The organism is Citrobacter sp. Cpo045 (genome assembly GCF_030332875.1).
GTDB lineage: Bacteria > Pseudomonadota > Gammaproteobacteria > Enterobacterales > Enterobacteriaceae > Citrobacter > Citrobacter portucalensis.
On the sequence record NZ_JAOWGZ010000096.1, the window covers coordinates 325,968 to 338,693 of the forward strand.

The window sequence follows — 12,726 nt, forward strand, 5'->3', positions numbered from 1 at the left end:
CATGATACGACAGAATCTCGTTAGCGTATCCATATCCACCGGGTGGGTATGCCCGCAAACTGGAATAGTGTAGAATTTAACCCTGTTTTATCGTTTTTACCCTTTCCCATAAAAGGAATTCACCATGAAAATTACACTGACCAAACGCCTGTGCCTGACGGCTATGCTGACGCTGGCTGCGGCTGTGTGCACCTCTTCCGCATTTGCTGAAACCAGTAAACTGGTCATTGAATCCGGAGACAGTGCGCAAAGTCGTCAACAAGCCGCAATGGAAAAGGAACAATGGAACGATACGCGTCAGCTTCGCCAGAAAGTCAATAAACGTGCAGAGAAAGAGTGGGACAAAGCCGATACGGCCTTTGATAGCCGTGATAAGTGCGAGCAGAGCGCTAATATTAATGCGTACTGGGAACCTAACACCCTGCGCTGCCTCGACCGCCGTACTGGCCGCACCGTTGCCCCATAATCATTGCACTTTGAAGGATATTGAAAGGATACGATATGACTAGCGCCCTCAGTGTTAAGTTGCGCCCGCTGGAGCGTGAAGATTTACGATTCGTCCATCAGCTTGATAATAATGCCAGCGTAATGCGCTACTGGTTCGAAGAGCCTTACGAAGCGTTTGTTGAGCTGTCAGACCTGTATGACAAACACATCCACGACCAAAGCGAACGCCGCTTCGTGGTGGAGTGCGACGGTGAAAAAGCCGGGCTGGTGGAATTGGTTGAAATTAACCATGTACACCGCCGGGCCGAGTTCCAGATTATTATTTCGCCGGAATATCAGGGGAAGGGTCTGGCCTCACGGGCAGCAAAGCTGGCAATGGACTATGGCTTTACCGTGCTCAACCTCTATAAGCTGTATCTGATCGTCGATAAAGAGAACGAAAAGGCTATCCACATTTACCGTAAACTCGGTTTTATGGTCGAAGGCGAGCTGATCCATGAGTTCTTTATCAACGGCCAATACCGCAACACGATTCGTATGTGTATCTTCCAGCAGCAGTATCTGGCAGAGCACAAAACGGCAGGCCCTACTCTGCTGCCGCCTACCGCTCAGTAAACACGACTAGTAGTAGTCGATCGTGTTTTCAATCGAGTAATGATGTTCAACTGCCGGCTTCACGCTCTCATCAACGATAACAAGCTGGCAGTTGACCGGATTTGCGTATTCATCGTATTTGCACGTTTGTTTGACATTGCCTAACGGATGATTGTTGAGCATACTCACCGCGGTGTAATCTAACTTCTTCAATGGATCAACCGACGGTTTAGCATCAACCTGCAAAGTGCTGTCCTTGCTGACGGTTGTTTTGCCCAGCGGGTAGCCTTCGGCATCATATCGATACTGCACCTTCATCTCTTTCCCCGTGGCGGAAACGACAAAACCGTTATCGTCGGTATCCCACACCACACCGGCAGCAGGCAGTTCCGCTAGCTGGCATTTACCTTGTAAGCGGATCTTTTTTTCCAGCGTTTCGGCATCCCGATAGTAGTTAGCATCCAGGACCAGCGCCATACCGGTATTGTTTTCGATATCGTGCAGTTCAAGTGTATCGAAACACCCTTCCTGTGACAGGGTACCAGCGACGCGCTTGGTGACCTCACCTTTGTCGTTGAGCAGCGTTTGACTGAAATCTTTCACCGGCCCGCGCAGCGGATCGAAATCAAACTCATTGGAAAAACTGGCCATTTCCGGCGTAAAGGAAACCAGCCCTTTGGCGTTATCACACCCGACCAGCACGACACACAGGAAACCTAACAGGGTCTGTTTCTTCACATTTTTCACCGGGATAAGAAGATAATTCTCAATCATATTAGCAAATACAGTTATTTACACCAGAAATGCTAATCTTAGTCTATGTCGATCATAAAGGAGCTGATGATGAAATACGTAACAGGAATTGCCGCGATCTTACTGGCAGTTGCATCCCCACAGGTTCTGGCCGCACCTGCGTCATGTGAACGCGTGAAAAGCGATATCGAGCAGCGCATCATCAATAATGGCGTCGCAGAGTCCAGTTTTACGCTGAACATTGTCCCCAACGATCAGGCCGATCAACCTGATTCACTGGTGGTAGGACATTGTGCAAACGATACGCACAAAATTCTCTACACCCGGACTAACAGTGGAAACGCCCCTGCCAACAGCTCGCCTGCACAGGACGGGCACGTCGCCGAACCGCAATAAATCATACCCTCCGTACGCGGAGGGTTACTCCAGTTTGATATGCATTAAGATGCCATACTCATAAATGGGTAAACTCACTCTATTATTAGCATGCTATTAATTTCGCTGTAGAGATTAATATATAGCGATAACTATAATGGAGTGAGTTATGTCTGATACTGAGCAATATGGAGGCATTAGCCGCAGGATGTTAGTGAAATCCTCGGCTATAGGTTCGTTGGCGCTTGCCGCTGGCGGGTTATCGTTACCTTTTGGGATGCGCACCGCAGCTGCTGCGGTACAACAGGCGATACAACCGGCTGAAGAGAAAGTGGTTTGGGGCGCTTGTTCCGTGAACTGCGGCAGTCGTTGTGCCCTGCAACTCCACGTCAAAGATGACGAGGTCGTATGGGTAGAGTCTGATACGACCGGAGACGATATTTATGGTCAGCACCAGGTGCGTGCCTGTTTACGTGGACGCTCAATCCGTCGACGGATCAATCATCCGGATCGCCTCAATTATCCTATGAAGCGCGTGGGCAAACGCGGTGAGGGTAAATTCGAACGCATAACCTGGCAGGAAGCGCTGGATACCATCAGCACCAGTTTAAAAAATACCGTACAAAAATACGGTAATGAGGCCGTGTACATCAACTACACCTCTGGCATTGTCGGCGGCAATATTACTCGCTCCTCCCCTTATGCCTCGCTGGTCGCTCGATTGATGAACTGCTATGGCGGATTCCTGAGCCATTACGGCACATACAGTACCGCACAAATCGCGGCGGCAATGCCTTACACCTACGGCTCAAATGACGGCAACAGTACCTCCGACATTGAAAACACGAAGCTGGTGGTGATGTTCGGCAATAACCCTGCCGAAACGCGCATGAGCGGCGGTGGCATAACATACTTCCTTGAGCAGGCCCGGGAGCGTTCTAACGCCCGCATGATCGTCATCGACCCGCGTTATACCGATACCGCTGCGGGTCGTGAAGATGAGTGGATCCCTATCCGTCCGGGAACCGATGCCGCACTGGTGGCGGGAATCGCCTGGGTCCTGATTAACGAAGATCTCGTCGACCAGGCATTCCTTGACACATATTGCGTCGGTTATGACGAGAAAACCCTACCCGCTGACGCCCCCGCTAACGGACATTACAAGGCCTATATACTTGGCAATGGCGATGACGGTGTCGCTAAAACGCCCCAATGGGCCTCGCATGTCACAGGGATCCCGGCCGAGCGCATCATTAAACTGGCACGAGAAATCGGTAGTACAAAACCGGCGTATATTTGTCAGGGTTGGGGTCCACAACGTCAGGCTAACGGCGAACTGACTTCGCGCGCGATCGCAATGCTGCCAATCCTGACTGGCAACGTTGGCATCAACGGCGGCAATAGCGGTGCACGAGAATCAACCTACACCATCACGATTGAACGCATGCCGCTGCCGGATAATCCCATCAAAACCCAAATATCCTGCTTTAGCTGGACCGACGCCATCGCCCGGGGTCCGGAAATGACCGCAACCCGCGATGGCGTGCGCGGTAAAGATAAGCTCGATGTACCGATTAAATTTATCTGGAACTACGCGGGTAACACCATTACTAATCAGCACTCAGATATCAATAAAACGCATGAGATCCTTCAGGATGATACGAAATGCGAAATGATAGTGGTCATCGAAAATTTCATGACATCTTCGGCGAAATATGCCGATATTCTGCTGCCGGACCTAATGACCGTCGAACAGGAAGACATCATTCCTAACGACTATGCGGGCAACATGGGATACCTCATTTTTATTCAACCCGCGACGTCACCGAAGTTCGAACGCAAACCGATCTACTGGATAATGAGCGAAGTCGCCAAACGCCTTGGCAATGATATCTATCAACGGTTTACGGAAGGCCGTACTCAGGAACAGTGGCTCCAGTATCTGTATGCAAAAATGCTGGCCAAGGACCCCGCGCTCCCTTCTTATGACGAGCTGAAAAAAATGGGGATCTATAAACGCAAAGATCCTAACGGGCATTTTGTCGCTTATAAAAAATTCCGCGACGATCCGCAGGCCAATCCGCTCAAAACACCGTCTGGAAAGATTGAAATTTACTCCAGCAGGCTGGCGAAAATTGCCAACACATGGGAGTTGCAGAAGGATGAAGTAATTAGCCCACTTCCCGTCTACGCCTCCACGTTTGAAGGGTGGGACGATCCCAAACGCAGCGCATTTCCGCTGCAGTTGTTTGGCTTCCATTACAAATCCCGTACGCACTCCAGCTACGGCAATATCGATGTTCTGCAGGCGTCCTGTCGTCAGGAAGTGTGGATCAATCCCGTCGATGCCCAAAAGCGTGGTATTGCAAATGGCGATATGGTGCGGGTCTTTAACGACCGCGGGGAAGTACGTATTCCGGCCAAAGTGACGCCACGGATCCTGCCTGGCGTCAGCGCAATGGGCCAGGGTGCATGGCACGATGCCGATATGGCCGGCGACAAAATTGACCATGGCGCCTGCGTCAATACGCTGACAACACAGCGCCCTTCACCGCTGGCAAAAGGCAACCCACAGCACACTAATCTGGTCGAGATCGAGAAGGTTTAAGGACTAACCCATGACAACTCAGTATGGATTTTTTATTGATTCCAGTCGTTGCACCGGGTGCAAAACCTGCGAGCTGGCCTGCAAAGACTACAAAGACCTCACCCCTGACGTCAGTTTCCGGCGGATTTACGAATACGCAGGTGGTGACTGGCAGGAAGACAACGGCGTCTGGCACCAGAACGTTTTTGCCTACTATCTTTCAATCTCCTGTAACCACTGCGAGGATCCGGCCTGCACCAAGGTTTGTCCAAGTGGTGCGATGCATAAGCGTGAGGATGGTTTTGTGGTGGTCGATGAAGACGTGTGCATTGGCTGTCGCTACTGTCATATGGCCTGCCCGTACGGTGCGCCACAGTACAATGCTGCAAAAGGACATATGACCAAGTGTGATGGCTGCCATGATCGTGTTGCAGACGGCAAAAAGCCCATCTGCGTCCAGTCCTGTCCGCTGCGTGCGCTGGATTTTGGCCCCATCGACGAACTGCGCAAAAAACATGGTGAACTGGCTGCCGTCGCCCCGCTGCCGGGTGCGCACTTCACCAAACCAAATATTGTGATCAAACCAAACGCCAATTGCCGCCCGACCGGGGATACCACGGGTTTTCTGGCTAATCCAAAGGAGGTGTAAAATGGGAAATGGATGGCATGAATGGCCGCTGGTACTGTTCACGGTGCTGGGCCAGTGCGTAGCCGGGGCGCTGATCGTCAGTGGTTACGGCTGGCTGACCGCTAAAGACGAGCTGGTAAAACAACGTATCGTTTGCAGTATGTTTTTTCTCTGGCTGGTAATGGGCATCGCCTTTCTCGCCTCGGTTATGCATTTAGGTTCGCCGCTGCGCGCGTTTAACTCGCTGAACAGAATTGGCGCATCGGCGCTAAGTAACGAAATCGCCAGCGGTTCGCTGTTTTTCGCCGTCGGTGGCCTGTGGTGGCTGGTGGCGTTTCTCGGTAAAATGCCCGCAGCGTTAGGTAAAATCTGGATGCTGTTGAGCATGTTGCTGGGCCTGGTATTTGTCTTTGCGATGACCAACGTCTACCAGATAGACACCGTCCCAACCTGGTATAACGGTTATACTACACTGGCGTTTTTCATGACGATGCTGCTCAGTGGACCGCTATTTGCCGCTCTGCTGCTGCGTGCTGCAGGTGTTTCTTTTAACGCCGCCAGATACGCCGGTATCAGCGTATTGGCTCTGCTGGTTACGGTGGCCGTTATTGTGCTGCAGGGACTGTCGCTCGGCGAGATCCACAGTTCGGTACAATCCGCCAGCGCGCTGGTTCCCGACTACGGCAGTTTACAGGTCTGGCGAGTCCTGCTGCTGGCCGCGGGTCTGGGTTGCTGGATATGTCCGTTGATCCGTCGCAAAGGACCGTCCGTTGGCGGGTTGGCGCTCGGGTTAATTCTGGTGCTTGTCGGTGAAATCATTGGCCGCGGTTTGTTTTACGGTTTACATATGACAGTCGGAATGGCTGTCGCAGGTTAACTTTCGGGTGCGGGGCAACCCGCACTGTTCAGGATTGTTTGCATGACCCATTTTTCACAACGTGACAACTTTTCTACCGCAGCGCGCGTGCTCGGCGCGCTATTTTACTATGCCCCAGACAGTGCAGAAGCTTCGGCACTGGTCAGTGCGTTAAGAACCGATGGCTGGCAGTCGCAGTGGCCGCTTGAAAAAACAACGCTTTCGTCGTTAGTCGATCAGTTTCAGGCTGAGGCTGATGAGTCTCTCCCGCAGGCCTGGCAACGTCTGTTTGTTGGACCTTATGCGCTCCCTTCTCCGCCATGGGGTTCCGTCTGGCTGGATCGTGAAAACGTGTTGTTTGGCGACTCCACGCTAGCATTACGCCAGTGGATGCGGGACAACGGCATCCAGTTTGCCATGCAGCAAAATGAGCCAGAAGATCACTTTGGTTCGCTGCTGTTGCTGACGGCCTGGCTTGCCGAGAACGAACGCCACACCGAGTGCGAGCAACTGCTGGCCTGGCATCTGTTCCCATGGTCATCACGCTTTCTTAATGTGTTTATCGAAAAAGCCGATCACCCGTTCTACCAGGCGCTTGGTGAGCTGGCGCGCCTGACGCTGGCACAGTGGCAATCACAGTTACTGATCCCGGTAGCCGATAAGCCTTTGTTCCGTTAGTTTCGTCACAGGCAGGAATTGTCCTGCCTGTGGTGCATCCTGTTGCGCACGCTGAGCTTTTGCTTCTGTTACCTAATAGCCGCAAAATAGAGCGTCTGAATTTTCCAGTCTGGCCACTCATGCATCATTTACATGCTTACCCTGACCTGCGAGCAATGTTCCGCCGCCTGCTGTTCGCCGCGTTGATTGGCGTCCTTGCTGCGCTGGCCGTCGCAGGATTTCGTCATGCCATGCTGCTTCTCGAATGGTTGTTTCTGAGCAACAACACGGGAAGTCTGGTCAACGCAGCGACAAACCTTTCGCCTTTAAGGCGTATGCTGACACCTGCACTCGGCGGTCTGGCGGCTGGATTACTACTGTGGGGTTGGCAAAAATTTAACCGTTTACGTCCGCAGGCTCCCACTGATTATATGGAAGCCCTGCAAACCGACGGACAATTTGACGTCAGTGCAAGCCTGGTGAAATCGCTGGCCTCGTTACTGGTCGTCGCCAGCGGGAGCGCCATCGGACGTGAAGGTGCCATGATTTTACTGGCGGCGCTGGCGGCCTCCTGCTTTGCTCAACGCTTTACCCCGCGTACAGAATGGAAGTTATGGATTGCCTGCGGCGCCGCTGCAGGTATGGCTGGAGCCTATCATGCCCCGCTGGCGGGCAGTTTATTTATTGCCGAAGTATTGTTTGGCACGCTGATCCTCGCCTCACTGGGACCGGTAGTGGTGTCCGCCGTAGTCGCATTACTCACCACCAATCTGCTTAGCGACAGCAATGCGCTGCTGTATACCGTGCACCTGTCGCGGGAATTACATGCTCTGGAATACGTTATGATTGTCAGCACCGGTCTGGCTGCTGGCATCTGCGGACCGCTCTTCATGTGGTTGATGACCGCCAGCCATAATGTATTTTTGCGCTTAAAACTCTCGCCACCGTGGCAACTGGCGCTTGGCGGGTTGATCGTTGGCCTGCTTTCATTGCTCACGCCTACGGTCTGGGGTAATGGCTACAGCGTGGTGCAGTCATATTTACTTTCACCACCGCTGCTGGCCGTGGTTAGCGGGATTTTTATCTGCAAATTACTGGCGGTGCTTGCCAGCAGTGGATCCGGTGCCCCGGGTGGCGTGTTTACGCCAACGCTGTTTGTCGGCTTGTCGGTGGGCATGTTGCTGGGTCAGGTATGGGGATTATGGCTTCCGGGCTCGGATGAAATTGCCATTTTGCTGGGATTAACGGGGATGGCCACGCTGCTGGCGGCTACCACGCATGCACCAATAATGTCGACGTTGATGGTTTGTGAAATGACCGGGGAGTATCGCCTGCTCCCCGGATTACTGATTGCCTGTGTCCTGGCGTCGGTACTGTCGCGTACGTTACGCCACGACTCTATCTACCGACAGCACGCTGCCGAGCATTGACAGGCGGATGTACTGCGACAACTCACGCTGCTCTGCACGAGGCAGATAAGGCAGTTCACCGATCAGCGGTGCAGGTAATTTTTTACCCAGCACATCAATGATTTCCGCATAATGCGCCAGCCCCGGGTTAATGCGATTCGCAACCCAGCCAATCAACGGCAGTCCGTCGCTGGCTATCGCCTGCGCGGTGAGGATCGCATGATTAATACAGCCTTCCTGTATACCCACTACCATCAGCACCGGCAGTTGTTCCTGCACCACCCACTCCGATAACGGACGCAGATCGTTCATCAAGCTCCGCCAGCCTCCGGTGCCTTCCACGACAACGTGATCGACTTTTTCGCTGAGGCTTGCGAGACCGTTGGATAACAGGGTGTAATTGACCGGACCACTATGCGCCACGCTACTTTCATCTTCGCTCAACGCAATTGGGTTAATCGCCTCATAAGGCAGCTCGATAGATGACACACTTTGCAGTACCAGTGCATCTTTGTTGCGCAGACCTTCGGGCGTCTCTTTGCTGCCTTTGGCTACAGGTTTGTAACCCGCAACGCTTTTACCCCCTGACGCTAACGCTTGTAGTAATGCGCGGGAAACCACGGTCTTCCCAACAGAAGTGTCTGTACCTGTAATAAAGAAACGCTTCAGCATCACTAACTCCACCGTTATGCTTTGAAAATATAAGTCAGGAAAATAAAACAGTGGAGAAAGTCTAAGGTATGACGACCAGGATCAGCTTGAGATAGCGCAATTTTTCGTACAACAGTTAAAAAATGTTAACCCTGTAATAGACGAATCAACAAAGAACCGTTATACATCGCGTCCTTCACGAGCGCCGCCCCCGCCATCGTCCCCTGATTGGTAAACTGGGTACTTTCAACGACTATATGCTGACTGTAAGCCGGAAGCGCCTGCTGACGAATGCTGTCCGCAATGGTAGGGAACAAGATATCTGCCGCTTTACTGAGCGGAGAGCCAATCAATATCTTTTGCGGGTTGAACAAATTCACCATGATGGCAAGAATTCGACCGACGTGGGTCCCAACGCCGCTAATGATATCTTTCGCCAATAAATCACCCTGCATGGCCGCCAGACACAGCGCGTCTACCGTTAACGGTTGTCCATGTAGAGAAGAACTCATTGACTGCTTCAGGCGCACCTGCGCCAATTCGAGCACGCTGTCGACGCTGGCGATTGTTTCCAGACAACCATGGTTGCCGCAGTAGCAGCGTTTACCGTAGGGATCGACCTGCGTATGGCCAATCTCCACCAGGCTACTGCTGCCTGCATGCAGCAAATGGCCGTCAGTGATCACCCCTGCACCCACGTTATGATCGATCACCACCTGAATGACGTCGCGCGCACCGCGCGATGCGCCAAAAAGCGCCTCGGCCATCGTCCAGGCGCTGATATCGTGCTGAATATACACCGGCACGCCGGTATGGTTCTCAAGCGCTTCGCCCAACGGCATCTCTTTGACATCTTCGTAAAATGGCATGCGATGAACGATACCGTTTTCAGTATCAATAATGCCGGGTAAGGTGATGGCGATGGAGGTTAAGCGCTCCAGCTTTTGCTGGTGGCGGATGAAAAACTGATCGACCTGGGTTATCACGCGAGCCAGCAACGGCGTTTCACTGACCAGTGGCATGTCCAGGCAATCTTCAACCACCAGCTTGCTGCTCAGATCGCGTAGCGCCAGAAAAATCTCGCCACGACTGATACGAATGGATAAGTAGTGCCAGGCCTCCGTTTCGACAACCAGCCCAACGGCCGGACGACCACGGCTACCCGCTTCCTTGATTTCCAGCTCTTGCACCAGATGCGCTTCGAGCATTTCGCGGACAATTTTGGTAATGCTGGCAGGCGCCAATTGTGCCAGGCGGGAGAGATCAATACGCGATACCGGACCCAGCTGATCAATCAGGCGATAAACCGCACCCGCATTGGTCTGCTTAATTTGATCGATATGCCCAGGCTGACTATCAGCAACCACCACTTACTCCCTTTATTTTCGCGCTCCGAAATAATCTGCGGGCTATGGTGAAGCACTTCAATGGCTTCCGTCAACTTTTTACTTAGCCTTGTGATTTACTGCACATTTTCGCCCATTTTTAAACTAAATTAACCGCTCTGAACGGCCGCCAGAAGCTGCTCGCGAAAGCGTTGCGCGGCGTGACTTTGCTCATGATGCTTTGGCCACACTAACCACATTTCCGAGACAGCATCTTCTTCCGCTATCGGGATCCAACACATTTCATACAGTTGCACCCGTTTAAAAGAAGCAGGAAGTATAGAAACCCCTAATCCTGCGGCCACCAGCCCAATGATAGTCATCGCCTCGCCAACCTCCTGCGCAATCGTCGGCTTCAGTCCATAGCGACGCATCAGGCCCAGAATATCGTCATACAACCCTGTCCCCACATGGGGGTCAAAAAAGACAAATGGCTCATTCGCCAGTTCGGCCAACGTGACCACGGGTTTTTGCGCCAACGGATGCGCACGTGGGATCATTGCCATCAGTGGTTCATGCAGAATGATTTCACGCTCCAGCGTTTCCGGAAGCTGCGTATTGCGCAGAAGCCCCAAATCCAGCGTTCCTTCATTGAGCGGAGCAATTTGCTCACGCGTGTTCATTTCGCGGGTTTGCATATGCACTGCCGGGTAGCTTTGGCGAAACAGAGATAACGTATCTGAAACCGCTTTGATAAACGGCGCGGACGACGTAAAGCCGATACGCAATTCCCCTGCTTCTCCCAGATGCAAACGCTCAGCCCTGGCGGCGGCTTCATTAACCAGCCCGAGGATCTGCCGACTGTCCGCCAGAAACTGCTTTCCGGCAGAGGTCAGTGCCACGCTACGGTTAGTTCGGGCAAGTAACCGGGCGCCAACCTGCTGTTCAAGGATCTGGATCTGCTGACTTAGCGGCGGTTGCGAAATGTTTAACCGCGCTGCCGCCCGACCAAAATGCAACTCTTCGGCAACGGCCACAAAGTAACGTAAATGACGCAGTTCGATATTCATATTTTTAAAATATTATTTGAGATTATTAATATATTAGACAGAATATTGTGATTTTCATACTCTTAAGGCTGGTCCTGTAGACGTAATTGAATGAGCAAGGATTTCAAGTGAGCCGTACAACAACTGTCGATACCGCGCCAACAAGCGATGTTGATGAACAGATAGTTACCCCGCCGGATGGATTTATCAAACGCGGAACATCCCCATTTATGCGCGTCACGCTGGCGCTGTTTTCCGCCGGACTGGCGACTTTTGCCCTCCTCTATTGCGTACAACCCATACTGCCAGTGCTCTCGCACGAGTTTGGGGTCTCTCCCGCAAGCAGCAGTATCTCGCTTTCCATCTCGACGGCGATGCTGGCGATAGGGTTACTGTTTACCGGCCCACTTTCAGATGCTATTGGCCGCAAGCCGGTGATGGTTACCGCGCTGCTGCTCGCCTCTTGTTGTACGCTGCTTTCAACGATGATGACCAGCTGGCACGGTATTTTAATCATGCGTGCTCTGATAGGACTTTCACTGAGCGGCGTCGCGGCGGTAGGGATGACCTATCTGAGTGAAGAAATTCATCCCAGTTTCGTCGCCTTCTCAATGGGCTTGTATATCAGCGGTAACTCGATTGGCGGTATGAGTGGTCGCTTGATCAGCGGTGTGTTTACCGACTTTTTTAACTGGCGTATCGCGCTGGCGGCGATCGGCTGTTTTGCCCTTGCCTCTGCACTGATGTTCTGGAAAATCTTACCGGAATCCCGTCATTTCAGACCTACGTCGCTGCGCCCGAAAACGTTGTTTATCAACTTCCGCTTGCACTGGCGCGACAAAGGTTTGCCGCTGCTGTTTGCGGAAGGTTTTTTACTGATGGGATCGTTTGTCACGCTGTTTAATTACATCGGCTACCGCCTGATGCTCTATCCGTGGGAGCTCAGCCAGGCGGTTGTCGGTCTGTTATCTGTGGCGTATCTGACCGGGACCTGGAGTTCGCCGAAAGCGGGTTCTATGACCACTCGTTATGGCCGTGGCCCGGTAATGCTCTTTTCAACTGGCGTGATGCTGGTTGGACTGCTGATGACCCTGTTCACATCGCTATGGCTGATCTTCGCCGGGATGCTGCTCTTTTCAGCCGGTTTTTTTGCCGCGCACTCCGTAGCAAGCAGCTGGATTGGACCACGGGCAAAACGCGCTAAAGGCCAGGCTTCTTCCCTGTATCTGTTCAGCTATTATCTGGGATCCAGTATTGCCGGTACGCTGGGCGGTGTGTTCTGGCACAGCTATGGCTGGAACGGCGTGGGCGGATTTATCGCCCTGATGCTGGTGTTGGCGTTGCTGGTCGGTGCGCGTTTGCACCATCGTCTGCACGTATAATCCGCGATGCCCG

The 12,726-nt window shown here is 52.6% G+C and carries 13 protein-coding genes; 9 read left to right on the top strand and 4 right to left on the bottom strand.

Translation table 11 applies throughout. The annotated features are described in order from the left end of the window. Positions 1-124 precede the first annotated feature (124 nt). On the top strand, positions 125-466 hold the full coding sequence (locus OGY13_RS13165) for a DUF1283 family protein (protein ID WP_213752201.1): 342 nt from the start codon (positions 125-127) through the stop codon (positions 464-466). Positions 467-501: 35 nt separating this feature from the next. Further along, positions 502-1,062, top strand: coding sequence for a spermidine N1-acetyltransferase (speG, locus tag OGY13_RS13170; RefSeq protein ID WP_213752200.1), 561 nt, complete (start codon positions 502-504; stop codon positions 1,060-1,062). A 6-nt stretch (positions 1,063-1,068) separates the two neighbouring features. Here speG and OGY13_RS13175 read toward each other — a convergent pair whose 3' ends face one another. Beyond that, complete coding sequence (locus tag OGY13_RS13175) at positions 1,069-1,779, bottom strand: YnfC family lipoprotein (RefSeq protein WP_286594095.1); 711 nt, start codon at positions 1,777-1,779, stop codon at positions 1,069-1,071. Between the two features lie 102 nt (positions 1,780-1,881). On the opposite strand from OGY13_RS13175, the gene OGY13_RS13180 reads away from it, so the two are divergent. The 6 genes from OGY13_RS13180 (at position 1,882) to clcB (ending at position 8,327) form a co-directional block, all read left to right on the top strand. After that, the gene (locus OGY13_RS13180) at positions 1,882-2,190 is read left to right on the top strand and encodes a DUF1161 domain-containing protein (protein ID WP_008784729.1); all 309 of its coding nucleotides are present in this window, start codon (positions 1,882-1,884) and stop codon (positions 2,188-2,190) included. A 148-nt stretch (positions 2,191-2,338) separates the two neighbouring features. After that, entirely contained in the window at positions 2,339-4,777 is a 2,439-nt protein-coding gene (gene ynfE / locus OGY13_RS13185; protein WP_071446475.1) for a selenate/tellurate reductase subunit YnfE, read from the top strand. Between the two features lie 10 nt (positions 4,778-4,787). Further along, positions 4,788-5,405 carry a dimethylsulfoxide reductase iron-sulfur subunit DmsB gene (gene dmsB, locus OGY13_RS13190; protein ID WP_137377885.1) on the top strand — a complete coding sequence of 206 codons (618 nt, stop codon included), beginning with the start codon at positions 4,788-4,790 and terminating at the stop codon, positions 5,403-5,405. A gap of 1 nt (position 5,406) precedes the next feature. Then, positions 5,407-6,261 carry a dimethyl sulfoxide reductase anchor subunit family protein gene (locus OGY13_RS13195; RefSeq protein ID WP_213752198.1) on the top strand — a complete coding sequence of 285 codons (855 nt, stop codon included), beginning with the start codon at positions 5,407-5,409 and terminating at the stop codon, positions 6,259-6,261. Between the two features lie 42 nt (positions 6,262-6,303). Then, positions 6,304-6,918 (top strand): Tat proofreading chaperone DmsD, encoded by a 615-nt coding sequence (gene dmsD, locus OGY13_RS13200; protein ID WP_186413412.1) that lies wholly within the window; start codon positions 6,304-6,306, stop codon positions 6,916-6,918. A gap of 119 nt (positions 6,919-7,037) precedes the next feature. After that, entirely contained in the window at positions 7,038-8,327 is a 1,290-nt protein-coding gene (gene clcB, locus OGY13_RS13205; RefSeq protein ID WP_048236436.1) for a voltage-gated ClC-type chloride channel ClcB, read from the top strand. Here clcB and bioD read toward each other — a convergent pair. From bioD to ynfL, 3 genes are all read right to left on the bottom strand, one after another. After that, positions 8,283-8,978: a dethiobiotin synthase gene (bioD, locus tag OGY13_RS13210; protein ID WP_020996409.1), complete on the bottom strand. Its 696-nt coding sequence runs from the start codon at positions 8,976-8,978 to the stop codon at positions 8,283-8,285. The genes clcB and bioD overlap by 45 nt on opposite strands. A 125-nt stretch (positions 8,979-9,103) precedes the next feature. Continuing rightward, positions 9,104-10,324: a sugar metabolism global transcriptional regulator Mlc gene (gene mlc / locus OGY13_RS13215; protein WP_213752197.1), complete on the bottom strand. Its 1,221-nt coding sequence runs from the start codon at positions 10,322-10,324 to the stop codon at positions 9,104-9,106. A 128-nt stretch (positions 10,325-10,452) separates the two neighbouring features. Continuing rightward, positions 10,453-11,352: a multidrug efflux transcriptional activator YnfL/SxtR(Kp) gene (gene ynfL, locus OGY13_RS13220; protein WP_032943386.1), complete on the bottom strand. Its 900-nt coding sequence runs from the start codon at positions 11,350-11,352 to the stop codon at positions 10,453-10,455. Positions 11,353-11,459: 107 nt separating this feature from the next. Between ynfL and ynfM the strand changes: the two genes are divergently transcribed. Next, complete coding sequence (gene ynfM / locus OGY13_RS13225; protein ID WP_213752196.1) at positions 11,460-12,713, top strand: multidrug efflux MFS transporter YnfM/SxtP(Kp); 1,254 nt, start codon at positions 11,460-11,462, stop codon at positions 12,711-12,713. The last annotated feature ends 13 nt before the right edge of the window (positions 12,714-12,726 follow it).

Coding starts and splice junctions, on each gene's coding strand:
- OGY13_RS13165 (WP_213752201.1), top strand. CDS start 125: ATGAAAATTACACTGACCAAACGCCTGTGCCTGACGGCTATGCTGACG.
- speG (WP_213752200.1), top strand. CDS start 502: ATGACTAGCGCCCTCAGTGTTAAGTTGCGCCCGCTGGAGCGTGAAGAT.
- OGY13_RS13180 (WP_008784729.1), top strand. CDS start 1,882: ATGATGAAATACGTAACAGGAATTGCCGCGATCTTACTGGCAGTTGCA.
- ynfE (WP_071446475.1), top strand. CDS start 2,339: ATGTCTGATACTGAGCAATATGGAGGCATTAGCCGCAGGATGTTAGTG.
- dmsB (WP_137377885.1), top strand. CDS start 4,788: ATGACAACTCAGTATGGATTTTTTATTGATTCCAGTCGTTGCACCGGG.
- OGY13_RS13195 (WP_213752198.1), top strand. CDS start 5,407: ATGGGAAATGGATGGCATGAATGGCCGCTGGTACTGTTCACGGTGCTG.
- dmsD (WP_186413412.1), top strand. CDS start 6,304: ATGACCCATTTTTCACAACGTGACAACTTTTCTACCGCAGCGCGCGTG.
- clcB (WP_048236436.1), top strand. CDS start 7,038: ATGCATCATTTACATGCTTACCCTGACCTGCGAGCAATGTTCCGCCGC.
- bioD (WP_020996409.1), bottom strand. CDS start 8,978: ATGCTGAAGCGTTTCTTTATTACAGGTACAGACACTTCTGTTGGGAAG.
- ynfL (WP_032943386.1), bottom strand. CDS start 11,352: ATGAATATCGAACTGCGTCATTTACGTTACTTTGTGGCCGTTGCCGAA.